Below are 26,106 nucleotides of genomic sequence, written 5' to 3'. Positions count from 1 at the left end.
CCTTATTGAACGACAGGCTGCTGCGTCCGCAGTTCATTAATTTCGTTGATTTTCACAGGGCGCTTCAGCTGGCTCGACAGCTTCGCAGCAAGCGCGATGCGCTCCGCCTGCAAGCCGTCAAACCCTTCTACCGCAAGCGGACGCCCGCCGGTCAAGCTCTCGATGAACATTTGCGTCTCCAGCGTGTAAGCGGCATTATAGCGCTCCAGGAAGAAATGCAGCGGCTTATCCCGCATAATTCCTTCGGCCGTGGCAATTTCCGCCGTATTCGGATGATCGTTCGTCACAGCGACGCTGCCCTTGGAACCGAATACTTCGACTCGTTGATCATAGCCGTATACCGCTTGGCGGCTGTTGTCGATGACGCCGAGCGCACCGTTCGCGAAGCGAAGCGTCACAATCGCCGTATCGACATCGCCATGCTCGGCGAAGACCGGGTCGATCAGCACGTTGCCTTGCGCGTACACTTCCTCTACCTCGGAGCCGGTGACATAACGGGCCATATCAAAGTCGTGGATCATCATATCCATGAAAATGCCGCCGGATACTTTGATATAATCCGCATGGGGAGGATTCGGGTCGCGTGAAGTGATTTTCACGATGTGCGGCTGGCCGATCGTACCGCCATGCACATGCTCGCGAACCCTGATGAAGTTATGATCGAACCTGCGGTTGAACCCGATCTGCAGCTGTACGCCTGCTTGGCGCACAGCTTCAAGCGCCTCCTCGGTTTGTGCAATGTCCATGGATACCGGCTTCTCGCAGAAAATATGCTTGCCCGCTTGAGCCGCCTTCTTGATCAGCGGCACATGCGTATCCGTCGACGAGCAAATGAAAACAGCATCGATGTCGGGATTCGCGAGCAGCACATCGCTGTCCTGCACGACCTGTCCGATCCCTCTTTCAGCCGCCCACGCCGCCAGCTCCGCTCCGGCGAATAAATCGCTGACCGCGACAACTTCGACTTGGGGCAGCCTTAATAAATTGTCGGTATGAATTTTTCCGATGCGTCCGGCACCGATAATGCCTACTCTAATTTTGTTCATAGTCCGAATCCTCCCGCTTTCCCTGCGCTCCCGAACAACTGGATCTTCGCCTTCACTGCAGCCTTAATCGCTTCCCGCGCCGGTATCAAGTAATTGCGAGGATCATACGCTTCCGGGTGCTCGTTCAAATAGTTCCGAATCGCCGCCGTGCAAGCCGCTTGGTTATCTGTATTGACATTGATTTTGCAAGTGCCTAAAGCAATCGCTTGGCGGATTTCTTCCTCCGGCAGTCCGCTGCCGCCATGCAGCACGAGGGGCAGACCGGTCAATCGCTGAATCTCCGCCATCCGCTCAAAGCCCAGCTTAGGCTGGCCGCGGTAAGGTCCGTGAACGGAACCGAGAGCGGGGGCCAGGCAGTCGATCCCGGTCTGATACACCAGCTTCACGCACTCCTCCGGGACCGCATACATCCCCTCGGCTTCGTCCACGACCAAGTCGTCTTCGCGCCCCGTAATTCGCCCAAGCTCCGCTTCCACGGTCGCGCCAAGGACATGCGCGACTTGCGTCACCCGCTGTGTGAGCTCGATATTCGCCTCAAGCGAATGATGCGACGCATCGATCATAACCGAGGTGAATCCGGCGTGAATCGCTCTCACGCAGACCTCGTACGTCGAGCCGTGATCCAGATGCAGGGCAACCGGGACCGTAATGCCGTAATGCTCGATGAGACTCTTCACCATCCCGGCGATGCAGGGAAGGCCGCCCATATATGGAATGTACGGCTCGCTGACACCGAGAATGACAGGCGCCTCCTCTTCCTGCGCCGCTTGCAGAATCGCCTGCGTAAATTCCAAGTTATTCAAATTAAACTGCCCGACAGCATACTTCTCCTTGAGCGCCGCTTGCAGCATATCTTTCATCGAAACCAGCGTCATGCTTCCACCCCTTGTGCGTATCTGTGCGACTTATGATTTGAGCTATGGCGTTACCAACGGGCTGTTACCATTTTCTTGCGTGTATAAAATTCAACGCCATCCATGCCGTTCGCATGAAGGTCGCCATAGAATGATTTCTTCCAGCCGGAGAATGGGAAGAACGCCATCGGTGCCGGTACGCCGAGGTTAACGCCCAGCATGCCCGCATCGATTGTATCCCGGAACTGCCTTACGGCGCTTCCGCTGTCCGTGAAAATACAAGCGCCATTGGCAAAATCCGAGGCGTTCGCCAAAGCAATCGCGTCTTCCAGCGTTTCAACTCTTACGATGGAAAGCACCGGAGCGAAAATTTCATCCTTCCAAATTTTCATCCCGCACTGCACCTGATCGAAAATAGTCGGCCCAACGAAATATCCTTCACCGCCGGCTGCCGCATCTTGGCGACCGTCACGCAGGAGCAAGGCCCCTTCCTGCTCGCCGGACTGAATGTACTGCAGCGTTCGGTCCTTGTGCGAGCCCCGGATTACCGGACCAAGGAAAACACCTTCCTCGTTGCCGTTGCCGATCGTAATTTTGTCCGCCGCTTCAACCAGCTTCTGAACGAGCGCATCGCCGACACCGCCGACGGCGACGACTACCGAGCACGCCATACAGCGTTCGCCGGCAGAGCCGAAGGAAGCATTGATAATTTCTTTCACCGTCAGCTCCAGATTGGCGTCCGGCATGACGATCGAGTGATTTTTGGCGCCGGCCAGCGCCTGCACCCTTTTGCCGTGAGCGGATGCCGTAGTGTAAACGTACTCGGCGACAGGCTGCGAGCCGACGAACGATACCGCTTTGATAACCTTGTGCTCCAGAATGCCGTTCACCACATCATGTGCGCCATGAACAACATTCAACACCCCGGCCGGCAAGCCTGCTTCGATGAACAGCTCAGCCAACCGGTTCGCCAGCAGCGGCGTACGCTCGGACGGCTTCAGGACGAACGTGTTGCCGCAAGCAATCGCCAGCGGGAACATCCAGCATGGCACCATCATCGGGAAGTTGAACGGCGTTATGCCGCCGACCACGCCAACCGGATAGCGGTACATGCCGGATTCCAGACCCGTTGCGATATCCGGCAGCTGCTTGCCCATCATGAGCGTCGGCGCGCCTGCTGCGAACTCGACGCACTCAATGCCGCGAAGCACTTCGCCATAGGCTTCCGTGTAGCTTTTGCCGTTCTCTTGGGTCACGAGGCGGGCCAGCTCTTCCCAGTGATCCACGAGCAGCTGCTGGTACTTGAACAAAATGCGCGCTCTGCGCGGAACCGGAGTAGCGCTCCAAGCCGGAAATGCTTGCGCGGCCGCTCGCACAGCCTGGTCTACGTCCTCTTTGGTGGAGATCGGTACCTGCGCGATAATTTCTTCTGTTGCCGGATTATAAACAGCTTCGGATTGTGTCGAGGCCGATGTCACCCATTTCCCGCCGATCAAGTTTTGCAATACTGCTGTCATCGTAAAATCCCCTTTCATTTATGGCCGGATATGCAATCTATGTTAGGAAGCCGTAATTTCATTGCGGTTGCAGCGTTCGATATAATCATGCACCTGCTCGGCCGTAGGCATCGCATCGGAGCAGCTGTGACTGGATATGACGATGCAGGCGGCAGCGCTGCCGAATTCCATGCTCTTCTCCAGCGTCCAGCCCTGCATGACGCCATAGAGGAAGCCGGCAGCATAGGAGTCCCCTGCGCCGAACGTCTTGACGACTTTGGCCGGGAAGCTTTTGGCCCGGTGGCCTTGACCGTCCTGGGTATAGGCGATGGAGCCTTCCTTCCCATGCTTGATAATGACGATTTTGGCAGCGTAATCGAACCATTTGGCAGCTGTCACCTTGTCGTCGTGAGCGTCATTATTCTCGAAGCGCTCCATCATATCGAACTCTTCGCGCGTGCCGAGGATGATGTCGCATTTTTCCGCTGCCAGGTTATAATAAACCGCCGTTTCCTCCGGCGATGTCCATGTGTACGGACGGTAGTCAAGGTCGAAAACGATCACAGCGCCATGCTTTTTGGCATAGCTCAATGCTTGGAAAACCGCTTCACGCGATGGACTTTTGGCCAGCGCCGTCCCGGAAATCAGGAGCACCTTCGCCTTCGCGATCAACTCTTCCTGCACCTCGCCAGGTGTAAGCTTCAAGTCAGCCGCGTTGTCACGGTACATGAGAATGCTGCAATCCGTCGGACTTTTGATCTCGGTGAAAGCAAGCCCTGTCACGGCGCCGGTCGTATCCGTCACCACATTCGCCGTATCGATCCCGTTACGCTGCAAATAGTCCGCAATGAAGCGGCCCATCTGATCGTTGGCGATTTTGCCGATGAAAGCCGTATCCAGTCCCAAGCGTGCCATGCCGATCGTAATGTTCGCAGGCGAGCCCCCGACGTATTTCGTGAACGTCATCGTTTCCTCCATCGGCCGATGAATCTCGTTCGCATTCAAATCGATGCACAAGCGTCCGATGGCTGCAAAGTCGAGCGTCTTATTCGTAGGAAAGGTTACATAAGTCATGGATTCTCTACCTGCTTTCTTGGGATATGATAGTGTGGATAAAATCAAGCGACTTCTTCGCATAGTCATAAGCGGGATGCGCAGCGGGATCCTGCTCCCCTTCCAGCATCGCCCAGCCGCTATACTTACGGTCAAGCAGCTCCCGGAAAATCGGGGCAAAATCCAGACATCCGTCGCCCGGAACCGTGAACACGCCTTGACGGATGCACGTTACGAAATCCGCGTTCGCCGCGCGTGCCTGATCCAGCACCTCCTGACGAATATCTTTCAAATGAATATACGCAATCCGGTCGTAATGCTTGCGCAATACTGCAAGCGGGTCTGCGCCGCCGTAATACGCGTGCCCGGTGTCGAACAATAAGTACACAAGACGGGGATCGGTCAGCTCCATCAAACGGTCAATCTCTTCCGGCCGCTCCACCGCCGTGCCGCCGTGATGATGATAGGTCAACTTGAGTCCGTATTCCTGCGCAATCGCTCCTGCTGCATTCAAGCCCTCAGCCAGCGAGGACCAAGCCGCATCGTCGAAACGCAGCACTTCCTTCTCATGCGGCGTACGTCTGGGGTCAAAGTGCAGCGATCCCCCGACCTCGCAGGTGGAGATCACCTTGCTGCCCATCCCCTGCAGAAATTCCACATGCTTGCGGTAGGCCTGCAGCTCCTCTTCGCGGTACGCAGGATCGGAGAACAGCACCGATTTCCATTGCGAAACGAGCTGGATGCCGCGCTTCGCCAGCTCTTCCTTGAGCAAGGCAGGATCTGTCGGGTATTTACGCCCCATCTCCGTGCCTGTCAAGCCAAGAGCTTGAATCTCGTCAACGATTTGCTCGAACGTGGTGTCCGCTCCGTGCTCCTTCACATCTTCGCCGACCCAGTTAATCGGATGAATGCCTAATTGAAAAGGCAGCTTGCCCATGTCGCTTTCCCCTCTCATTCAGATGATCGTGACTGCCCGTTCGCGGGCCTTCATGTTCTCGTGAGCCTTCACAACTTTACTGGAGACGGATACCTCCGGCACGCCTACATTCCACCAGGATTCGTAACCGTCCGTATTCGTGCCCGGAACGACCGCGATTTCGACCAGCGTTGTGATCTTCTCTTCTTTGGCTTGTTCAAGCGCTTGTTGCAGCTCCTCAGCCGTAGTCGCTTTGTAAGCTTGAGCCCCAAGACTGCGGGCATGCGCGGCGAAATCGATGCTCATGAATTCACCCGTCAACCGGCCCGTTTCCTGCGAGCGGTAGCGGAATTCGTTCCCGAAGCCGTCGCTGCCCTGGCTTCGCTGCAGATTATGAATGCATTGGAAGCCGTGGTTATTGAACAAGAGCACCGTGATTTTACGCCCTTCTTGCAGGGAGGTTACCAGCTCCGAATGCATCATCAGATAGCTGCCGTCGCCTACGAGCGCATAGACCTCGCGGTTAACCTCCGCAAGCGCGGCGCCGAAGGCTCCGGCAATTTCGTAGCCCATGCAGGAGAAGCCGTATTCCATGTGGTACGTCTTCGGTTCCGCCGAGCGCCACAACCTGTGCAAATCGCCGGGCAGACTCCCCGCCGCGCACACGATGACCGATGTGGGAGCGATCGTTGCGTTGATCACGCCCAACGCCCGCGTTTGGGCAAGGCCCGACTCATGCTCCGCTGCGTACAGGCGGTCGACCTCGGCGTCCCATTGCTGCTTGAGCGCGGCAATTTCCCCGCTGCCATAGCCGGTCTTGTAGGCCGCTTGTGCAAGCGCTTGCTGCAAAGCGCCGAGCCCCTCGCGTGCATCGGCTGAGATGGCCGTGCCGCTAAGCTTCGCTGAGTCGAAGCTGCTAACGTTGATGTTGACGAACTGCACGTCAGGATGGGCAAAGGCCGACTTCGACGATGTCGTGAAATCGGAATACCGCGTGCCCACGCCGATGATGACATCCGCTTCCTGAGCCAGCCGGTTGGCCGCAAGCGCGCCCGTCACACCGATCGCGCCGACGTACAGCGGGTGGTTCCAAGGCATGCTGCTCTTGCCGGCTTGCGTCTCGGCTACGGGGATGCCGAACGCTTCCGCGAAGGCGGTAAGCTCGCTCGAGGCGGACGCGTACAGCACCCCGCCGCCTGCGATGAGGAGCGGCCGGCGCTTGCCTTGGATCAGCTGTGCCGCACGCGCTACCGCAGATTCGGCGGCCGGCCGGCGGTCGATATAATGGACTTTCTTATCGAAGAAAGTTAAAGGATAATCATACGCCTCTGCCTGCACGTCCTGCGGCAGGGCAAGGGTCACCGCTCCGGTATCGGCCGGATCGGTCAGGACCCGGATTGCCTGTACGGCAGCGGTCATCAGCTGTTCCGGCCTTACGATCCGGTCCCAATATTTGCTCACCGATTTGAAAGCATCCGTCGCGGAAATCGTGTAATCCTGAACGGACTCCAGCTGCTGGAGCACGGGGTCCGGCTGCCTCGAAGCGAAATTATCCCCCGGCAGCAGCAGCACGGGAATCCGGTTCACCGTCGCCGTTGCCGCGGCTGTAACCATATTGAGCGCGCCTGGGCCGATCGAGCTCGTGCACGCATAGATTTGGTGCCGGTTCCGCTGCTTTGCGAAAGCGATTGCAGCATGCACCATGCCTTGTTCGTTCTTGCCCTGCACATAGGCAAGGCTGCCGGCGCTGCGCTCCAGCGCTTCGCCAATTCCCGTTACGTTACCGTGGCCGAAAATGCCGAAAACGCCTTCAACAAACTTCTGCTCAACGCCGTCAACCGAAATATACTGGCTGTCCAAAAATCGCAGCAGAGCTTGGGCCATCGTCAATCGGATTGTGCTCATGGGTATCACGATCTCCTTTTTTCTCCCGAGGGATTAAGCGCTTAATCTCTCATAGTCTAAGCGCTTGATCCCCTTCTAGGTTAAGCGCTTAATTTGATATTACTACAGCTCTTCGAATGCGACAACTATTTTTTTCCTGCGTATATGTTCTTACACATAAAGTCTATTTCCGGTAACTGGCAAATATGTTGATTACGCGAGGGAATACGCTGAAACGAGGTGCAGAATACATGAGAAATATACGAATCTTCTCCCTCATCGCACTGGGCTGCGGATGGATAGGACGGCTGATAGACTTGAAGGCCGGCATGGATGCCGGCGGCAGTCTGGGGCAGCTCCTATGGATCGTCTGCCCGCTGTTGTGCATGGTTGTGCTGCGGGCGTTCGGGGGCGATGGCTGGAGGGACCTGGGGATTCGGCCGCAGGTCCGCGAACAAGCGCTCTTTTACGCGATCAGCCTCCTGTTCTCCCCCTGCTGCGCACTGCTCATGATGTGGATCGTTCAAGCCAATGGACTCGGTACCGTCACGTTCTCAGCACCGGTTCTGGCTGCGATCGGCACGGCTTTGCTGCCCAGCTTGCTCAAAAACCTATTCGAAGAATTCGCCTGGCGCGGTTATTTGGCCCCTAAGGTATACGGGCGAGGTTGGCCTACATGGCTGGCCCACGCGTACGTCGGCCTGATCTGGGCGGCCTGGCATTTGCCCTACCTGTATCTGTTCGTAGATCCGACAGCCGATTGGTTCTATCCGCGTTTCCTGCTCGGTATCGCCGCACTCTCCGTCGTCTATGGGGAGATCCGGCTCCTGACAGGCAGCGTATGGCCGGCGGTCGTCATGCATGCGGCCGGTAATGCCGTTATCGACACGCTCATTCTGCGCAAATACTTCGTCATATCCAAGGAATATGAATATATCCTGATGCCAAGTCCTGACGGCCTGCTCGCCATCGTGTTCGCCGCCTTGACCGGCTGCTGGCTGTATGTCATCCGCATGCGGCGGTCTGCTAGCTCCTCAGCCGGCTGACACAGGCGAGTTTTCCCCTGCCGTGCAGGCAGCTCGGGGTCATCGGCGTAATCAACCCCGGATTGCCCCCGGCGGAAACGGCAAAAAAAGACATTCACCGGCCGAACCGTTCGTTCACCGGGAATGTCTCTCATCTTCTATTTCACAAGTCCGTGCGGATCGATAACGTACTTGCGTGAAACTCCGCGATCGAACGCCTGATAGGCATCCGGCGCCTCCTCCAGTGAAATCTTCGTCGCATTCACGGCTTTGGCGATTTGCGCCCGGCCGCTAAGGATAGCCATCATCAGATCGCGGTTATACTGCATGACCGGCGTTTGGCCTGTGACGAACGTATGAGATTTCGCCCAACCGAGTCCGATGCGAATTTTGAGCGTGCCGATTTTGGAATCTTCATCGACGGCACCGGGGTCGCCGGTTACGTACAATCCCGGAATGCCAAGTCTTCCGCCGGCTCGTGTAACTTCCATGATGGAATTGAGCACGGTTGCCGGCGCTTCTCCATGCGCCTTCCCATGGCCATGCGCCTCGAAGCCTACGCAGTCAATCGCGCAATCCACTTCAGGCACGCCCAGTATCTGCTCGATTTGCTCCGCCAAATTCGCGTGCTCCCGCAGATTGACCGTCTCGCAGCCGAAGCTCTTCGCTTGGGCAAGCCGTTCGGCGTTCAGATCGCCGACGATGACGACCGCTGCGCCCAGCAGCTGTGCGGAATGTGCCGCAGCCAAGCCGACTGGGCCGGCCCCTGCCACATACACGGTTGAACCCGGTCGAACGCCGGCGCTAACCGCCCCATGATAACCTGTAGGGAAAATGTCCGAAAGCATCGTGAGATCGAGAATTTTCTCCATCGCCTGCGCTTTGTCCGGGAATTTCAGCAGTTGGAAATCGGCGTAAGGCACCATCACGTACTCGGATTGTCCGCCAACCCAGCCGCCCATGTCCACATAGCCGTATGCCGAGCCGGGACGGTCCGGGTTCACGTTCAAGCAGACGTTCGTGTTGCGTTCTTTGCAGTTGCGGCATCGCCCGCAAGCGATATTGAACGGCACGGAGACCAGATCGCCTTTGCGGATAAACTCCACATCACGTCCGACCTCGATCACTTCGCCGGTAATTTCGTGTCCTAGAATAAGCCCGGAAGGCGCCGTCGTTCTGCCTCTCACCATGTGCTGGTCGCTTCCGCAAATATTCGTTGTGACCACTTTCAGAATAACGCCATGCTCACATTTCCGACCGACGTTTAATGGGTTGACGCCAGGCCCATCGTGCAAGACGAGGTCCGGAAATGCCGTATCCCGCACTTCCACGCTTCCCGGTTTGTTATACACAACCGCTCTGTTTCCTGCCATACGCGTATTCCTCCAATTGAAAATAGGTTTGTGGATAAAGCGTTTCCATAAGTACAATGCATTTCAATATATGAGACAAGCCGGCCGAAGTATTCGTCTTCGTCCTACTTTTCATTGTACAGCCCTTCCGGGACGAAGTAAGTAGCCAATACTATCAATCTAGTGGCCGAAATCACCATCATGCAGCCGAAAAAAAGAGCCTGCCGTCAGCTCTTCAACTAAGAAGACGCCGACATGGCAGAGCTCTTTTAGCGAAACTATTGATGGGTAACCGAGTACTCATACACCCAATTCTCGGCATATGCGTCCGGACTCTCGCCCGGTGCTGTGGAGTCGTTGGATTGGGTGTAGTTGCCGATTTTGAAGAAGCAGCCTGTCACATCTTTCGTTTGCGTATAAGGTACGGGTTGACCATTGTACTCATAAGAAATCACACCGTTCGCGACGATGATTTTCACCGTAAATAATGTCCCTAGCGTATAGTTGCTATCGAGCAAATAGCCGTGCGAATTGTTTCCGTCCGTGATGTAAATTTTGGCCGTCGTCGATACGCCGCCGGGATTGTTCCCCTCCACGCGGAACACGGTTACGTCATCGTCGCCGTCATGAATTTGTCCGACAACAGTGTGCGGTTTCACAGTCGTCAGGTGAGTGACCTTTTGCTTAATGTACATAGTATGTGTCTTGCCGTCGTTACTTCCCCAGGCCATCTGGCTGCTGGAATCGCCGCTCGTATATAGATCTTTCATCTCACGAAGCTCACTTCTCGGGTTGTTGGATCCGGAGGTCGTGACAGCGCCATGGTTGGCCCGGAATTGAACCGCATAGCCGTCGGCATCGTGCACCACTTTGAACCAAGGGTCAATGGAGTACGTATCAAGGGCAGGTTGCAGCACTTCCAAGGGGCTTGTGGAACCCGATTGTTTCGGAATCGGGAGTGTGATCTTCCAATTTTTCAAGTAAAGGACTTGGGAAGGCAGCGTTGGTGCGTTTGGCGGCGTAGATGTTGGTGCGGGAGTCGTAGTAGGCGTTGGGGTTGGCGTCGAGCCTGAGCTGCTGTCCAGTGTAAAATCATCAAAACGGGCGTCCGAAGACGTTGTTCCTCTGGCGAAAATGACGGCGCTCGTATTGGACGCACCGGTCGTAAAGTTGACGGTAAACTGCGTCCAGGCTGATGTGCTGCCGCCGGCTGTGACTTCGTTGCCGCCGTACGAATTCACTCCGATGACACCTGATCCGAGGATCCAGGCTTTGAGTGTATAGCTCGTATTGGCCGTCAGCCCGGAAATCGTTTGCTTATAACCGCCGCCGGTGTCGGTCGATTTCGCCGAACGGCTGCCGCTATGAGAGTCGCTGGTGGAGATCGCAGCGGAACCGACCTTGGTCCACCCGGTTGCATCGCTTTCAAAGCCGGGGTTGGCGATGGCGATTGAAGCTGCCGTCACCGAAGTGACGCTGCTGAAGATAAGTGCCGTCGACAGAAGTAAAGAGAGCATCACCAAGTAATGAATCGGTTTGATGAACATAAGTCGCATAATAATCCTCCTCGTCTCTCATTCATATACAAGACTGGATTTCTGTGCACACACACTTCCACTTTTCGAGCGATCAGACGATTTGAGCCTTCGGGAACATCGGATGATGAAATTGACGGCATGCACTTGACAGCTTCCCACCCCCTTCTATGTTCGAATTGGAATGATCAATTTCATGTAAGCGCTTAACATTGTTCATTATAGTTGCTTATTTCCCGTTTCTGGTAGTGTTTTCTTTAGGTTCACTTGTGTTATTCATCGTATAGGCGCACAAAAAAACCGTCAGCGGATGAACTTCATCTCCCATGTTAGACTTAGTCTCTAACCATTAGAGTGTAGTTCAGCAGCTGACGGTTTTTAGTGGTTCGACGCTCACTCTGGAGAGCGGCATGCCCATGCGGGATCGCCAGGCCCGGCTAACGGACACAGATGCCGTTATTTGCGCGAAAAACATCGCTCTTCGATTCTAACGGACACAGATGCCGCTATTTACTATCAGCGGGGCCAAATCAGCCCCAATTGAGCAAAATAACGTCTCTGGTGTCCGTTAGGTGGCTAATTCGGCCCTTTTGCCTCGAATAAGGGCTGCTGTGTCCGTTAGCGAGGTGCGCGCTCTCTCTGACTCCGGCTCCTTCGACCTAGCTCACGCTGGATCGGTGCCTTTGCCGCTAGCCCGCTCTGCCTCCGGCTCCTTAGACCTAGCCCGCGCTGCCCCAGCGCTCCTCACCGCTAGCTCGCGGCGCTGTCAATTCCGCACCAGCTGCGCCGGCTCCCCGCTCGCCGCCTCGTCAATCTCCCGCAGCTCTTCGGCGGTGAGCTTGTCGCTGAGCGCCGGCCACACATCCGTGATATGATGCGGCTTGGAGGCGCCTAGTATCGCGGATGTGACGCCCTCTCGGCTCAGCACCCAGCCGAGCGCCAGCTGCGCCAACGACCAGCCCTTGCGCGCTGCGATCGGCTTCAGCCGATCGACGATGCGGAAGTGCCGCTCCTGCTCAAGCAGCGCCTGCAGCCGCTTCTCGTTCGCCGCTCCCCGCGTTCCCTCCGGCGGCTCCGCGCCGAATGTGTACTTCCCGGTCAGCAAACCGCGGCCGAGGGGGCTGTAAACGATGACGCCGACGCCCTCGGAGATGGCGAACGGCAGCAGCTCCTGTTCAATGCCGCGCGCGATCAGGCTGTATTCCGGCTGAACGCTCTCGAAGCGTTCAAGCCGCTGCAGCGCCGAGATGCCGTGCGCTTTGGCAAGCTGCCAAGCGGCGTAGTTCGATGCGCCGATATAACGCACCTTCCCTTGCCGGACAAGGTCGTCGAGCGCCCGCAGTGTTTCTTCCAGCGGCGTCTGCTCATCGAATCTATGTACTTGATACAAATCGATATAGTCGGTCTTCAGCCTGCGCAGGCTGTTCTCTACCGCCCGATGAATATGGTAGCGGCTTTGCCCGGCATCGTTGGGCCCCAGCCCTACGCGGCCATGCACTTTGGTAGCCAGCACGATATCATGACGGCGCGCCCCCAGCAAGCTGCCGAGAATCGTCTCGGACTCACCGGTGGCAAGCGGGTTGTTCGTGTCCATGCCGGAGCCGTACACATCCGCCGTATCGATGAGGGTAATCCCCGCATCCAACGCCGCATCCAGCACTTCGGCCGACTCCTTCTCCCCGATCCATCTGCCGAACGCCATCGTGCCCAAGCTTATTTCCGATACCCGCAAACCGGTTCTGCCTAAACGTCTTTGTCCAATACTCATCCCTTCATCTCCCTGTCATCGTCGTTTTCCTGCATTCATTCCAACATGTGCCAGCCTGTCTCGGAAGTCATACAACGCAAAAAGGAGGCAGTCCAAGCCAGGATTGCCTCCGTCCATACGGTAGGTGAAATGATACAGTCAAAACCGAGCTCTCCACTCGGAATAACTTCATCTTATCACCTCGTTGAATAATCGTCAATCGGTCAGAGTCGAGCTCTCGGAGCCGATCCCTTGTCCGTTCATTTCATCACGTAATACCTGACGATGTATTCATCCAATTGCTGGCTGATCGCGACGACCTTCTCATGAGTGAAGCATCCGTGCAATTCAGCCTCCTGGATCATTTTTAGTCGCAAAGCTTCAATTTTTTTCAGAAGTAACTCCATCGCCATTTTCACACCAATTCTGTTCTTTTTCGTTAGTAACCCCATTATATACGAGGATGCCGCAGAAGTTTGTAAAAGTTTGTCGACGTAATTCAACGAATTTATGAAATTTTTTTTCAAAGAATTGAAACGTTGTAATCGTAGAATATACTAGATTCTTGGCAGCTCGATTTCGACGGTGGTCCCGGCATCCAGCTTACTGAGAATCTTCATCGTCCCTTGATGGGCCTCGATAATGCGATAGCAAACCATAAGTCCCAAGCCCGTTCCCTCCTCCTTCGTGGTGAAGAAAGGATCTCCCAACCGGGGCAGAAGCTCATCTGGAATTCCAGCGCCGGTATCGATAATTTTGACGGTTAGCCGGCTATGACCGAGCGGTTGCAGAACGACTCGAATGCTGCCGCCTGCCGGCATCGCCTCAACGGAATTTTTGATCAAATTGATAAAAACTTGCTTTAATTGGCCCTCATCGCTGTTCACCAAATACGCCGAATTCCGACTATAAACGAAATGAATATTCACATTATGCAGCAATGCTTGAGGTTCCAGCAAAGAAATGACATTTTCCAGAATGTCACAAACGCTTTTATGAGCAAATCGGCTGCTTTGCGGCTTCGCAATTAGCATAAACTCATTGACGATCGTGTTAATCCGGTTTAATTCGACCAACATAATATCCGCATATTCAACAACTTTAGTAGGCGCCGCACTTTTGATCAGCTGCAAAAAGCCGACAAGCGATGTAAGCGGATTGCGAATTTCATGCGCAATGCCCGCCGCCAGCTGACCGACGACTGACAGCTTCTCCGATTGCCGGAGCATCTCTTCGGCGACCTTGCGCTCCGTAATATCGCGCAGCACGGTTTGAATGACTGGCCGGTCCAGATAAGAATGCAATACGACCGACGAAGCTTCTACCTCAATATGCTCGCCATGCAATCCGAGGAGGTTCACTTCAATGAAAGGGATGAAATTATCCATCAAGACAACTTCTTTGATCCGGCGTGTCACCCTTTCATAATGATCCGGGTGCACAAAATCGTAAACGGATTTCCCGATCAGCTCATCCGGCGCTTGCGCCCCCAGCAATTTCATGCCGATATCGTTGACATAACAAATAATGCCCTCCTGATGAACGACAATCGGTTCCGGAAGCAGCATCATCATGCGCCTATACTCTTCGTCCCGCTCACGAACGATGCTCTCCATCACTTTCTTATGGGTAATGTCCCGGCACAGCAGCTGAATGGATGACTTGCCCAAATATTCGATAGGGACAGCCCGGATCTCCACATCGATCACTTGCTGATCGAGCCGCAGCAGCCTTTTCTCCATCACATCGCTAAAATGCCGTTCTCTGAGAATCAGTTCAATCTGCGCCTGCATCTCTTCACGCTCATCCGGATGGATGAAATCCAAAGCGATACTGCCAAGCAGCTGCTCCGGCGCTTCTGCCCCCACCAGCTTCAGCGCCGCCGGATTCACGTAGGTGATAACGGACTCGCCGTACACGATAATCGGTTCCGGGGACAGCTCGACCAAATTCCGGTACCGTTCCTCGCTTTTCCTCAACTTCTCGTCCTTCCGCTTCCGTTCCGATATATCTCTAGCCACTACCGCTAAGGCAAAAATCGTGCCTGCCGCATCCTTCAGTGGAGAAACGGTGATACTCGCATGAAACGCATCGCCGTTTTTTCGCAGCATTAACGTTTCATAGCATTGTGCGCAATCCCCTTGGGCAACGCGCAGATGAATGCTTTTGACGCGTTCGGCCTCATCGCTAGGGACAGCGATCAGCTGTTTTCCGTATATTTCGCTGTTAGTCCAACCGTACATATGTTCATACGCTTGATTTACCTTCAACACGCGATGATCCAAACCGGTTATGGCAACACTTGCATTTGTGTGGTAAAAGCAGACCTCAAATAGCTGATTGATTTGGTGCATCCAATCCGTTTGCAATACTTCTCTCTCTATCCTTTTATCCATGCTGATACTCCCACCCTATCCATCACACTAGCTGTTAAGTATCAATTCTATATTTCTCTTCATTTTCCTTTCCTTTTGAAAGAAAACACGAAAAGGAGCCGCTCACGGGGAGCCTGCTCCTTGAACTTTATTTCAGTACGCGTTCACTAAATAGCCGAATTAGGGACCGGCTGCTCCGGCGTATGTTCCATGCGATTGTTCAGCCAGTCCTCCAGCGTCGCTACCCGTTCCGGGTATTTGTAGCTGCGAGCCAGGAAGCCTGCGCCATGCTGCGGCATCGGGTCCTGATCGGTAGGCTGATAGCGGAGATCCACGCTCCATCGCACCTCATCCGACCTGTTCGGTGTGGACATATGCAAGCAGCGGTCATTGAACAAGATCGCGCTTCCTGCCGTCACGGGCAGCACGACGGTTTCGGTTTTGCCCAGCTGGCTTTCATGTAAAGCCGTATAACCCGTGCCAGTCTCCGATTCCCGGTGCCACTTCAGTAAGCGCTTACGATGCGTGCGTGGCTTAATATGCAAGCATCCGTTCAATTCATTGGCGTCGACAAGCGGTATCCATACCGTAATTACGGGATTGGAGTTCGCATCCGGCCAGTACGATTTGTCCTGATGCCACGGGACGGCGCCGGCGGCGACTTTCGGAATTTTCGGTCTCGTATTGTAGACCGGGTTGGAGAACAGCTCGCCGCCGATGAGCGATTCCACCGCATCCAGTATTTTGGGATTGCTCATGAGATGGAAGTAACCGGGGATCCGGTCTCTCCAGCTTCTGCCGTAATTCAGGAAATGCTCCGGCGTTAAATCTTGAAAAAGCTCTGCTAACCGGTACTTGAACGGTCTGTCTTCGAGCGTATCCGTAATTAAGCCTGCCTGCAAGAGTTCGTTCGCGATCGCAGACACCTTGGCCGTCATCGCTTCGATCGCCGGGGCCATATCATCTTCCTGTAGTAAATTCGGCAAAACGAGGTACCCTTCCGACTGATAGAAATCGAACTGCTCTTTACTTAAACTTCCGCCTGAATGTTGGGCTGACATCACAATCATTCCTCCTTAGCGTTATTCTACACAATATAAATGTAGCACCTGAGGAAGCAACGGTATTTAGCCGGAGGTTCAAAGATTGATCAAATCTTCCGGCAACTTCTTTTCAAGCAGCAGGAGATCAAGTATAGTAACACTAACGGCTATGTATGGAGGGATGTTCCGTGTCTGCAAGGCATTTAACCGAAATCAAGCCGTCCATTCGGGTGGCTCATCATTATCGCTTCCCAAATGAGAGAAACGGCAGCGAATCGGGACGGATCGGCTACTGCTATGCGTTCCACCTCGTATCCGGCGGCAAAGGTACCGTTACCGTACCTTCCGGCAGCTTCCCGGTCGCGAAAGGCGATCTCCTATATTTCCCTCCGACCATGAAGCATGCCTTTCATTCCGACGCCCTTAGTCCCCTTTCGACATACAATATATACTGCGACCTATGGCAGGCCAACCCGGAAGCCGCCCAACGGCATCTCGTTTGGAAAGATGCCGACTTCGACACCAGTCTGCTTACGGTCATCGTGCCCAATGACGAGCTTGACAGCTTGCCGAGCCTGCTCCATTTGCAGCATCAAAGCCCGATAACGGACTTGTTCGTCCGAGTCGTGGAGAAGTACCAAAGCGACGCCTCTTACTCCGGTGCAATCGCCAAGAGTCTGCTGCATGCTTGGCTGCTGGAGATCGTACAATTCAATCATCATGCACCGTTCGTTGACTTCCGCATCAAGCCGCTGCTTGACGCCATCAACAAGAATGCCGGATCGTACGAAACCTGGCTGCAGATGAGCAGGCTGAAGAAAACGCAGTTTCACCAGCTGTTCAAGCAAGCGACCGGCATGTCACCCAAAGCGTATTGGACTTCCGTGGTCATGAAACAAGCCGCCGCAGCCTTGCGCGAGAGCAATCGCTCGGTTACCGACATCGCCGAAGACTTCGGATACTCTTCCATTCATCACTTCAGCAAGCAGTTCACGCTTTATTTCGGCATTGCGCCGTCCCAATACCGGAACCGGCAGCGGTCATAATCCAAAGAAGCTATCCCGGCAACGGGATAGCTTCTTTGATTATAAAGCGGCGAGCAAACGCTCCCGGTCGCAAGCCCCCATCGCCAAATGAAGCAGGTGAGCCAGCAGCTTCTTCTGCTCCGGATTCAGCCGGGTGAACACACGGGGTTCATGCTGGCACAAATCTCGGATGGCGGCTTCCAGCTCCGCTTTCCTCACGGTGTCCTCCGGCTTGTCCGTAAATGCCGGAAACGCCTTGGCTTCGGCGAATTCCTGAAGCACATGATCGGATAATATTTGCAAATAAGGTCTTCTTTTCAGCTTAATGAACGCATTGATTTCTTCCAGCAGGAATTGAAAGGCGTCGCTTTTCCTGCTGACACCGAAAGCCGCCTCCACCTGACCGCTCTGGTCTTCGCTTTCGAAGTCGAAGTAATCGAAGAGCTTGCTTTGAATATAAACGCTATGATAGAACGAGTCTCCTTTATTATTAAAAGTTGTCGGCTGCTTGTGCTTCTCGTCCCGGTGAGAATCGATGAAATACAATTTCGAATATTCCTGATTGATCCGGTCCTGCCAGCGAACGTATTTGATTTTGAAGACGGTTTGAGTGCCGGGATCAACCAGCGTAAAGCATTCTTTCTCCCCGATCAGGTCCGCGTAATTCAACGGTTCGCCATTCACGCGCAAGGCGAAGCCCTTGTCCGCATGCAGCTCCAGGAACCAGCCGAACTCTTTGCACAGGAAAGCGAGCAATTCCTCTGGAACGAAATCTTTCATTATATTATGAAACGTAACGGTTGTCCCCGGATCATCATCCGTCAGCTCCGCTTGGGTTACTTGGTAGATGTCCAACCGATTGCCGGCAATATGAATCGTATACGTATTCTTGAGGAAACCGTCCTCATAGGTCGTTCTCCAAATCGCATCGGTAGCGAACCGATGAAAGGTCAAGCGTCCGATCCCGTTCTTCCCGTGCATGGCCGAAGTCGTTCGGGTCCGCCTCTCCGGATCGATCCCTTTCTCCGATTCATAGAACGGCGTAAACTTCCGCTCCAGCTCCCTCCTGTCAATGCCATAGCCGTTATCGGCAATGACGATATAATCGATGCCGCCGAGCACATTCGGATGAAGCGTGATGTCCACTTCGGTCGCCTGCGCGTCAAACCCGTTCCAAATATATTCTGAAATGGCCTGCAAATAATCAAATTTACGCAGCGTTTTTTCGATCCCTTTTGAGGATATTTGTATTTTGCCCACAACGATCTCCTCCTTAACGAGTGAACTCTGCCTGCCTCTCTATCATATTCCAAATCTCTCAATCCGTATGTCGATTTCTGAAAGCCTATTGAAATTGATTTTCGACAAAATCGGGATACCGTTTTTAAAATTAATTAACACCAGGTTAACGTTCCACGAATAAAACGGTGCTACGCTTGACGTATCCAGGAACGACAGGAGGGATCCCTATGCGCCTTGCGTTGTTTACCGATACCTATGTTCCTCAAATGAATGGCGTTGCCCTAACGCTAGGACGGCTCACTGACCATCTGCACCGCCGTGGCATCGAACATCTTGTCTTCACGCCGAAGTGCACCGATGAAATGGCTTACTCCGAATTAATCCGCCCCGTTCCGTCTGTCCCATTCTTTCTGTACCCGGAATGCCGGATCGCCCTGCCCAATCTGCTGTCGCTTCGCAGCGAGCTTGACCGATTCCGTCCTCACCTCATCCACTTGGCCACCCCGTTCAATATCGGCTTATGCGGTCTGCACTATGCCCGCAAGCACCGCATCTCACACGTCGCTTCCTACCATACCCATTTCGACCGATATTTGGTTTATTATCGCATGAAACGCGCCATCCCCTTCTACTGGTCCTATATGAAGTGGTTTCATCAGTCCTGCGACGCTATCTTCGCTCCATCCGCCGATACGATCCGGGACCTGCAATCGCAAGGCTTCGCCAACTTGCTGCTATGGTCGCGAGGCGTGGATTGCAGCTTGTACACCCCGGAGCGGAGAAGCGATGCCATCCGCGCGAAGTACGGCATAACCGCTCCGTTCCTTCTCCTCTATGTAGGGCGCATCGCCCCTGAGAAAGATATCGATACGCTAAGCGCCGTCATGCGCGAGATGCCGGACTCCTTGAAGTCACGCGTTCATTGGCTCGTCGTCGGCGACGGTCCGCAGCTCCCCGAGCTGCGCGAGCAGGCTCCCGGCAATGTCACCTTCGCCGGATACAAGCAGGGCGAGGAACTGGCCGAAATCTACGCTTCCTCGGATCTCTTCGTCTTCCCTTCCAGCACCGAGACGTTCGGCAATGTCGTTCAAGAGGCGATGGCATCGGGACTCCCTGTCATCGGCGCGAACAGCGGCGGCGTTCGCGATATGGTTGCGACCGGACGTACGGGCATGCTCTGTACGCCCCGTGAGCCCGAATCGTTCATTCGCGCTATCGAGGCCTGCGTCGACGGCTCCGAGCAGCTGGCCGGTTACCGGCAAGCTGCCAGAACATTTGCTTTGGGCCGCTCATGGGAAGCTATTTTCGACGGCTTGCTTCAGGACTACGCACAAATGATCGATGCCCGGCGCATCGGAAGCAAACCGGGATTCTATACCGCTTAGGAGGGAGGAACTGCCATGCGCTTAACGATTGTGGGAACGGGATATGTCGGGTTGGTGGCTGCCGTATGTTTGGCCAAACTGGGCCATGAAGTCATTGCGGTCGACCGGGAGTCCATTATTCGCGGATTAATGGAGAGGAACCTGCATGTATGGGAACCTCAGCTGGAGACGGAGCTTGAGGCGTGCTGTGCCAGTGGCAGGCTGCACTTCGAGACCGACTTGCTTGCGGCCTTGGCGGACACCGACGCCTTGATGATCGCCGTCGGCACACCTACCCGCGAGGATGGTCATACGAATCTGAGCTACGTGTATGAGGTGCTTGCACATCTGATGCAGTCCGGCGTGTGCCCTCCGCTGGTCATCGTGAAGAGCACCGTGCCGGTCGGCACCTGCGACGAGCTGGAGGAGAGCCTCCATGCGGCCGGACTGCGTACGGAAGTCGCCTTCAATCCGGAATTCCTGCGCCAGGGCAGCGCAGTCCGCGACTTCATAGAGCCCGACAGAATCGTGCTCGGCTGCAAGTCGGCGCATGCCGAGGCTCAGCTCCGGGAGCTGTATGAAGGGATCGAAGCGCCTGTCTATGTCTGCGACAGACGAAGTGCCGAACTGGTCAAATATGCGTCCAACGCCTTTCTGGCGATGAAAATATCGTTCGCCAACATGATGTCCGACGTCTGTGAAGGATATGGCGCCGATATTCGGGACGTCATGCACGGGGTAGGCGCGGACCGGCGGATCGGGCCGGAGTTCCTTCAAGCTGGCGTGGGCTATGGCGGTTCCTGCTTTTCCAAAGATTTGAAATCCCTGCTGACCTCCGGGAAGCTTGTCGGCAGCTCGCTCCCCCTGCTGGAGGCAACCGCCAAAATCAACGATCAGCGCATCCCGCGACTGATCGCCAAGCTGATTTCCCTATGGGATAGCCCCATGGGGAAGAGACTGTGCGTATTAGGCATCTCGTTCAAGCCCCAGACGAATGATGTCAGGGACGCACCGTTCCTCACCCTGCTCGCGCAATGCAAGCGGCATGGCATCGAAGTGCGCGCCTACGATCCCGTCATTCGTCAAGTTGCCAAGGCCAACGTCGACGTGGTCGATTCCCCATACGCCGCAGCCGCCGGGGCGGATGCCGTCATGATCATGACGGAGTGGCCGCAGTTCGCCGAGCTGGATTGGCCGTACCTGCTGCATCTGATGCGGCGTCCGCTGGTGCTCGATGGCCGCAATCAGCTGCCGGGCGACGTCGTCTCGCGCTTAATGGATATAGAAGGCGCGGTCTACATGCCCATCGGTCGCCCTATGGAACGCCAATCCCATTATCAGCGGAAATAAAATTTGCCGATTGCGGAGCCTGGCCGGGCCCACAATCGGCAAATAACTCCGTTGCCATTCCAAAGAGGCCCTTAATCATCGAAAAAGGGCCCCTGTGAGGCTGTCGATTAACTGTGCGCAGTTTTAACGTAAACGGACACATGCAGAGAATGTATGTGATTTTTCGAATATATATACAGAATTAGGGCTCAAATCACGTTTTGTATATGAAATTCCGAATAGAATCGACTGATTCTTGGTATGTGCCGCTCATTATGTATGATTTTTCGCATACATTTTGTGGTCTCCCACAAGTAATCGACAGTCCCCCTGAGTTCTTTAGCTATCGCCGAACCGTCTACTTCTTGATCGCCTCCAGAGGGGCATGATGCCCGTAGAACGTTTTCTCCCGACGGACCGGAGCCGTCCATTCGACCGCATTGGCGATCACCCGGTGCACATCTTTGTTGTGATAGGTAGGGTATGTCTCATGACCCGGGCGGAAATAGAAAATGCGTCCCTGTCCACGGCGGTACGTGCAGCCGCTGCGGAACACTTCACCGCCTTCGAACCAGCTGACGAAGATGAGCTCATCCGGCACCGGGATATCGAAATGCTCGCCGTACATTTCTTCTTCGGCCAGATCGATATAAGGTCCGATTCCGGCTACGATCGGGTGCGAAGGGTCTACGACCCACAAGCGCTCCTTCTCATCCGCTTCTCTCCACAGCAGGTCGCAGGAAGTGCCCATCAGCTTGCGGAACAGCTTGGAATGATGGCCGGAATGCAGCACGACCAGCCCCATCCCTTCATGCACGCGGGCGCAAATCCGGTCCACGACGTGATCCTGAAACCCTTGATGATCGACATGCCCCCAATAAATAAGAACGTCGGTCCCGTCCAGAACCTCCTGCGTCAACCCATGCTCGGGCTCCTGGAACGTCGCTGTGCGAATGTCGAAGCCCGCTTGCCCGATGCCGTCGGCAATGGCGCCGTGCATTCCTTTGGGATAAATCCGGGCAACCTCCTCTTTGCGCTGCTCTTGCAGGAACTCATTCCAGATCGTTACTTTGATCATCATGCCCACTCCCTTATCGTCATCTATAAGCTTCGCGTAACCCCATCCTGCGCGGAATCAATAATCGCTTGCAGCACCCGCTGGTTCCGGTAACCGTCGGCAAACACGGGCAGCAGCGAGGACGGCGCCTGCTCCAAATAATCGATGAAATCCTGCAGCATCGGCTTCATCTCTTGCTCATCCAAGTGAATGACTTTCTCGGTGAGGGTCAGCTTCTCGCCCTCTCTTAAAGTCAAATGGACCTCATTCGGCTGTTCCACACAGATGCTGACCGTGCCTAGATCCCCGAACAGCGTAACTTGAAATTGGTTTTTCGTACCGATCGCATTCTTATGCGTATAGAAAGAGCCCATCACGCCGCCTTCCAGCACACACTGGAACCCCGTGAAATCGTCGACATCCACAGCCGTGAGTTCCCCTGTCCGTGGGTCCTTCCTGTGATCGATGAACGTGCTCATCAGCCCGCTGACCTGCTGGAATTCCCCGACGAAGAAGCGTGCCGCATCCACCATATGCGAGCCGATGTCGGCTAATATGCCGGATCCCGCCATTTCTTTGTTGAACCGCCATGTGTAGCCTTTATCGAACATCGGGGCGTTTTCTTCTTGCAAATAGTGTGCGGCCATATGGCGGATCGGACCTAAGGCTCCTTGGTCCACAAGCTGTTTGACGTACTGGAAGCAGGGGCGGTAACGGTACGAGAATCCGATCATGCATGGAATGGGATTGCCCTCATACAATTCCGCCAGTTCATTCGCTTCTTCGATCGTACGTGTAAAAGGCTTCTCGGAGAAGATCGGCTTTCCGCGTTCAATCGCATATTTCAGAATATCGTAATGATACTTATTGGATACTCCGGACAAAATAACGTCTACTCGCGGATCGTCGATCAACCCCCTGTAATCGGTGAACCTTGCTTCATCCGGCAAATTCAAACGATCGCCCGTTGTCCGGACCGCCTGCTCGTTCACGTCGCAGATCGCAGCCACTTGCGTGCGGGGAACTTTGGACAACTGATTCATGTGATAGTCGCCGATTCCCCCAAGTCCGATAATGCCTACGTTCCATACCTCTTTCTGCATCTTCCTTCCCTCCCGTTACGCTCTAATCTTCCTGATCAATCGTCTGGCAGGAATGTCGCTCGATGATTTTACTGGCGATGATGACATTGCGGGGAGTGTTCCCCGGCCGTACGCCCAGTTGGCTCATCAGCAGCCGAACGGACTCCGCGCCCAATTCCGAAGGGAGCAAGTCCATGCTCGTGAGCGGCGGATTCGCCTGCACCATCATGGACATATCGCCGCATATGACGAACAGCGAGATATCTTCCGGCACGCGGAGCCGCAAATCTTTGAGCGCGTTGAGCACGCTGAACGCCGTACGGTCGTCATCCGCAATGATGGCGGTTACGCGCTTCTTGGATTCGCCGATGACGCTCATCGTCTCCTCATACCCGTAATCCATGTATTCGTTTGAACTCATATCCGGCTTATGATGGATCATATGCGGTTCCACCTGCAGCCGGTAATCGTTCATCGCTTGCATGAAGCCCCTTATGCGATCGATCGAGACGGTCATGCGCTCATTGGCATTCAGAAACATGATGTGGCGGTGCCCACGGCCGATCAAGTATTCGCATATTGAATAAATGACTTCCCGATTATCGTTGTCCACGCTGTAAACGTCACGAACCGTCGCGTTCATCACCCGTCCAACGGTAACGAATGGAATTTGTTCGCTATCCAGCAGTGCAATTCGCTCATCATCGGTCACGGGCTGCATAACGACAGCCCCGTCGATCGGGTAGCTCGACAGGAACGGGGTCTGGACCTTCATCTGCGGAATCATATCGAGCAGCACCCGGTACCCGTAGTAGGAGGCTTCGAGGATAACGCCGTTAATGAACTGTGTATGGAAGGCGCTGAAAAGGAAGCTGCCATGCGGGATCGTGAGCCCGATCGCCATCGTCTTTTTCGTTACCAGGCTGCGTGCGATATGGTTAGGCACATAATTCAACTGCCTGGACACACTCAGTACACGCTCCTTGACCTCGTTGCTGGTCGGTCTTTTCTGGCTGAACACATTGGACACGGTCCCTTTCGAGACTTTCGCCAGTTTGGCGACATCATCGATTTTTGCCATAGCCACCTAAACATCCCTTCAACTAACGTTCCGGTTATGCCAGCTTCGCATTGAGTTCCTCAACCAGGTCGATAAGCTCAAGCGGATCGTTGATCGTGTATCGGGGGATTTCGCTCTCATCCGCATGCAGCTTCGGATAACGCGGCGTCCAGCTCAGGAAAACGCTCGTGATGCCCAATTGATTCGCCCCCTTCACATCCCGGCTCAAGTTATTGCCCACCATGATCATTCGCGGAATGTCTTCCAAGGTTAGATCCAACGCGCCAATCGCCGCCTTGAACATGCGGGGACTCGGCTTGTAAGCTTTCACCGTTTCGGAGTACACCATGGTCGTGAAATAGTCATACAGGCCGTTTTGCGTCAAAATGTTTTTGAACGACTGCGCGTTCCCGTCCGCAACGATAGCCAGCGTATACCCCCGCTCAGCCAGCGTTTTGACCATCACATCCGCGCCGGGAATCACGTTCGCCCGAATGACGATATCGTGGTCATCCCGAATCTCCGTCCCTTCATCGATAATCGTATCTCCACAGTCCAGCAAAACGATCAGCTTCTTGGCATTAGGGTTCAACTCTTTGTCATGACTCATGGGTTACACCTCTCAGCACTAATTGGCTCGCATAATGGCATGCGGCATAATGTTCCTCTGTGATTGCCTGCAATTCCGGCTCCTCCCGCATGCATTTATCGGTTTTATACCTGCATCTGGGATGGAAATGGCACCCGCTCGGCGGATTCGCCGGATTCGGGACCTCACCCTCCAGAATGATCCGCTCCTTCTTCACATTGGGATCCGGCTCTGGCACCGCCGACAGCAGCGCCTCCGTGTACGGATGCAAAGGATCGTCAAACAGCGCATCCACTGGCGCGAGCTCAACGATTTTGCCCAAATGCATCACCGCTACTCGGTCGGAAATGTTCTGCACGATGGACAAATCATGGGAAATAAAGATGTAGGTGATCTGCAGCTGCTCCTGCAAGTCTTTCAGCAGATTAATGATTTGTGCTTTGATCGAGACGTCGAGCGCCGATACCGCTTCATCGCAAACAATAAGCCTCGGCTGGGAGATGAGCGATCTGGCGATGGCGATCCGCTGCCGCTGCCCGCCGGAGAACGCATGCGGATACCGGTCGAGATAGCTTGCGTTAAGTCCTGTTTGCTGCGCGATCTGCGTAATTTTCTCATCCAGCTCCGACTTGGAAAGCTTGAAATTCGCCAGCAGCGGCTCGGCAATAATATCATAAACACTCATTCTCGGACTAAGCGAAGAGAACGGGTCTTGGAAAATCATTTGAATATCTTTGCGGTACTTCTTGAACTCCTTGCCTCTCAATCCGAGGAAATCGACCTGCTCCCCGGTTTCGGGATGGTAGTAGACCGAACCGGAAGTGGCGTCCATGCCCCTGACGATGCACCGGCCTAAGGTCGTTTTCCCGCAGCCGGATTCGCCGACGATACTGAGCGTCTCTCCCTCCATAAGCTCGAAGGAAACATTGCTTAGCACACGGACCGAGGTTGGTTTGCTGAACAATTTGTTTTGGGATTTCACCTGGAAATCCTTATTTAACCGGTCGACTTTCAAGATCGATTTGGCCATCC

At 54.6% G+C, this 26,106-nt stretch carries 22 protein-coding genes; 4 read left to right on the top strand and 18 right to left on the bottom strand.

Going from position 1 to position 26,106, the window contains the following annotated elements; all coding sequences use genetic code 11:
• Positions 1–2: 2 nt before the first annotated feature.
• Genes iolG through iolD form a run of 6 tightly spaced genes read right to left on the bottom strand, consistent with a single transcriptional unit; the run spans position 3 to position 7,270 of the window.
• Positions 3–1,046 (bottom strand): inositol 2-dehydrogenase, encoded by a 1,044-nt coding sequence (iolG, locus tag J2X61_RS18710; RefSeq protein WP_310189708.1) that lies wholly within the window; start codon positions 1,044–1,046, stop codon positions 3–5.
• Positions 1,043–1,921, bottom strand: coding sequence for a class II fructose-1,6-bisphosphate aldolase (gene fba, locus J2X61_RS18705; RefSeq protein ID WP_274469649.1), 879 nt, complete (start codon positions 1,919–1,921; stop codon positions 1,043–1,045). The genes iolG and fba overlap by 4 nt, the downstream gene beginning before the upstream one ends.
• Positions 1,922–1,971: 50 nt before the next feature.
• Positions 1,972–3,417, bottom strand: a complete 1,446-nt coding sequence (locus tag J2X61_RS18700; protein ID WP_310189706.1) for a CoA-acylating methylmalonate-semialdehyde dehydrogenase — start codon at positions 3,415–3,417, stop codon at positions 1,972–1,974.
• Between the two features lie 42 nt (positions 3,418–3,459).
• Positions 3,460–4,470 (bottom strand): 5-dehydro-2-deoxygluconokinase, encoded by a 1,011-nt coding sequence (gene iolC, locus J2X61_RS18695; RefSeq protein ID WP_274469652.1) that lies wholly within the window; start codon positions 4,468–4,470, stop codon positions 3,460–3,462.
• 7 nt (positions 4,471–4,477) lie between these two features.
• Positions 4,478–5,386: a myo-inosose-2 dehydratase gene (gene iolE, locus J2X61_RS18690; protein WP_274469653.1), complete on the bottom strand. Its 909-nt coding sequence runs from the start codon at positions 5,384–5,386 to the stop codon at positions 4,478–4,480.
• An 18-nt stretch (positions 5,387–5,404) separates the two neighbouring features.
• Positions 5,405–7,270 carry a 3D-(3,5/4)-trihydroxycyclohexane-1,2-dione acylhydrolase (decyclizing) gene (gene iolD / locus J2X61_RS18685; protein ID WP_274469655.1) on the bottom strand — a complete coding sequence of 622 codons (1,866 nt, stop codon included), beginning with the start codon at positions 7,268–7,270 and terminating at the stop codon, positions 5,405–5,407.
• A 230-nt stretch (positions 7,271–7,500) separates the two neighbouring features.
• On the opposite strand from iolD, the gene J2X61_RS18680 reads away from it, so the two are divergent.
• A complete protein-coding gene (locus J2X61_RS18680) occupies positions 7,501–8,295 on the top strand; it encodes a CPBP family glutamic-type intramembrane protease (protein WP_310189701.1) in 795 nt (264 codons plus the stop codon).
• A gap of 137 nt (positions 8,296–8,432) precedes the next feature.
• On the opposite strand, the gene fdhA is transcribed toward J2X61_RS18680, so the two are convergent.
• The 6 genes from fdhA to J2X61_RS18650 all read right to left on the bottom strand — a co-directional run bounded on the left by fdhA (position 8,433) and on the right by J2X61_RS18650 (position 16,344).
• The gene (gene fdhA, locus J2X61_RS18675) at positions 8,433–9,647 is read right to left on the bottom strand and encodes a formaldehyde dehydrogenase, glutathione-independent (RefSeq protein WP_274469657.1); all 1,215 of its coding nucleotides are present in this window, start codon (positions 9,645–9,647) and stop codon (positions 8,433–8,435) included.
• A 257-nt stretch (positions 9,648–9,904) separates the two neighbouring features.
• A complete protein-coding gene (locus J2X61_RS18670; protein ID WP_310189699.1) occupies positions 9,905–11,182 on the bottom strand; it encodes a polysaccharide lyase family 7 protein in 1,278 nt (425 codons plus the stop codon).
• Between the two features lie 745 nt (positions 11,183–11,927).
• Positions 11,928–12,929, bottom strand: coding sequence for an aldo/keto reductase (locus J2X61_RS18665; protein WP_274469660.1), 1,002 nt, complete (start codon positions 12,927–12,929; stop codon positions 11,928–11,930).
• Positions 12,930–13,168: 239 nt separating this feature from the next.
• The gene (locus J2X61_RS18660; protein WP_310189696.1) at positions 13,169–13,321 is read right to left on the bottom strand and encodes an aspartyl-phosphate phosphatase Spo0E family protein; all 153 of its coding nucleotides are present in this window, start codon (positions 13,319–13,321) and stop codon (positions 13,169–13,171) included.
• Positions 13,322–13,465: 144 nt separating this feature from the next.
• A complete protein-coding gene (locus tag J2X61_RS18655; protein WP_310189692.1) occupies positions 13,466–15,304 on the bottom strand; it encodes a PAS domain S-box protein in 1,839 nt (612 codons plus the stop codon).
• Positions 15,305–15,450: 146 nt separating this feature from the next.
• The gene (locus J2X61_RS18650; protein WP_310189690.1) at positions 15,451–16,344 is read right to left on the bottom strand and encodes a phytanoyl-CoA dioxygenase family protein; all 894 of its coding nucleotides are present in this window, start codon (positions 16,342–16,344) and stop codon (positions 15,451–15,453) included.
• A gap of 170 nt (positions 16,345–16,514) precedes the next feature.
• On the opposite strand from J2X61_RS18650, the gene J2X61_RS18645 reads away from it, so the two are divergent.
• Positions 16,515–17,372 carry an AraC family transcriptional regulator gene (locus J2X61_RS18645; RefSeq protein WP_310189687.1) on the top strand — a complete coding sequence of 286 codons (858 nt, stop codon included), beginning with the start codon at positions 16,515–16,517 and terminating at the stop codon, positions 17,370–17,372.
• A 39-nt stretch (positions 17,373–17,411) separates the two neighbouring features.
• On the opposite strand, the gene J2X61_RS18640 is transcribed toward J2X61_RS18645, so the two are convergent.
• Positions 17,412–18,611: an ATP-binding protein gene (locus J2X61_RS18640; RefSeq protein ID WP_274469665.1), complete on the bottom strand. Its 1,200-nt coding sequence runs from the start codon at positions 18,609–18,611 to the stop codon at positions 17,412–17,414.
• Between the two features lie 209 nt (positions 18,612–18,820).
• On the opposite strand from J2X61_RS18640, the gene J2X61_RS18635 reads away from it, so the two are divergent.
• Positions 18,821–19,978: a glycosyltransferase family 4 protein gene (locus J2X61_RS18635; RefSeq protein WP_274469666.1), complete on the top strand. Its 1,158-nt coding sequence runs from the start codon at positions 18,821–18,823 to the stop codon at positions 19,976–19,978.
• A gap of 15 nt (positions 19,979–19,993) precedes the next feature.
• Positions 19,994–21,307 carry a UDP-glucose dehydrogenase family protein gene (locus tag J2X61_RS18630; RefSeq protein WP_310189683.1) on the top strand — a complete coding sequence of 438 codons (1,314 nt, stop codon included), beginning with the start codon at positions 19,994–19,996 and terminating at the stop codon, positions 21,305–21,307.
• A gap of 337 nt (positions 21,308–21,644) precedes the next feature.
• On the opposite strand, the gene J2X61_RS18625 is transcribed toward J2X61_RS18630, so the two are convergent.
• From J2X61_RS18625 to J2X61_RS18605, 5 genes are read right to left on the bottom strand one after another with little or no spacing between them, the layout of a single operon-like run.
• Positions 21,645–22,364 (bottom strand): ThuA domain-containing protein, encoded by a 720-nt coding sequence (locus J2X61_RS18625; RefSeq protein WP_274470864.1) that lies wholly within the window; start codon positions 22,362–22,364, stop codon positions 21,645–21,647.
• Positions 22,365–22,387: 23 nt separating this feature from the next.
• A complete protein-coding gene (locus J2X61_RS18620) occupies positions 22,388–23,446 on the bottom strand; it encodes a Gfo/Idh/MocA family protein (RefSeq protein WP_310189680.1) in 1,059 nt (352 codons plus the stop codon).
• A 22-nt stretch (positions 23,447–23,468) separates the two neighbouring features.
• On the bottom strand, positions 23,469–24,506 hold the full coding sequence (locus J2X61_RS18615) for a LacI family DNA-binding transcriptional regulator (RefSeq protein WP_310189677.1): 1,038 nt from the start codon (positions 24,504–24,506) through the stop codon (positions 23,469–23,471).
• A gap of 34 nt (positions 24,507–24,540) precedes the next feature.
• Positions 24,541–25,095, bottom strand: a complete 555-nt coding sequence (locus J2X61_RS18610) for an HAD family hydrolase (RefSeq protein WP_274469670.1) — start codon at positions 25,093–25,095, stop codon at positions 24,541–24,543.
• Complete coding sequence (locus J2X61_RS18605) at positions 25,085–26,104, bottom strand: ABC transporter ATP-binding protein (protein ID WP_274469671.1); 1,020 nt, start codon at positions 26,102–26,104, stop codon at positions 25,085–25,087. The genes J2X61_RS18610 and J2X61_RS18605 overlap by 11 nt, the downstream gene beginning before the upstream one ends.
• Positions 26,105–26,106: the final 2 nt, after the last annotated feature.

Origin of the sequence: Bacillus sp. 3255, from assembly GCF_031456485.1 — a bacterium.
Lineage (GTDB): Bacteria > Bacillota > Bacilli > Paenibacillales > NBRC-103111 > Paenibacillus_E.
The sequence above is the reverse complement of the archived record's forward strand: the minus strand, read 5'-3'. Positions and strand labels throughout refer to the sequence as shown.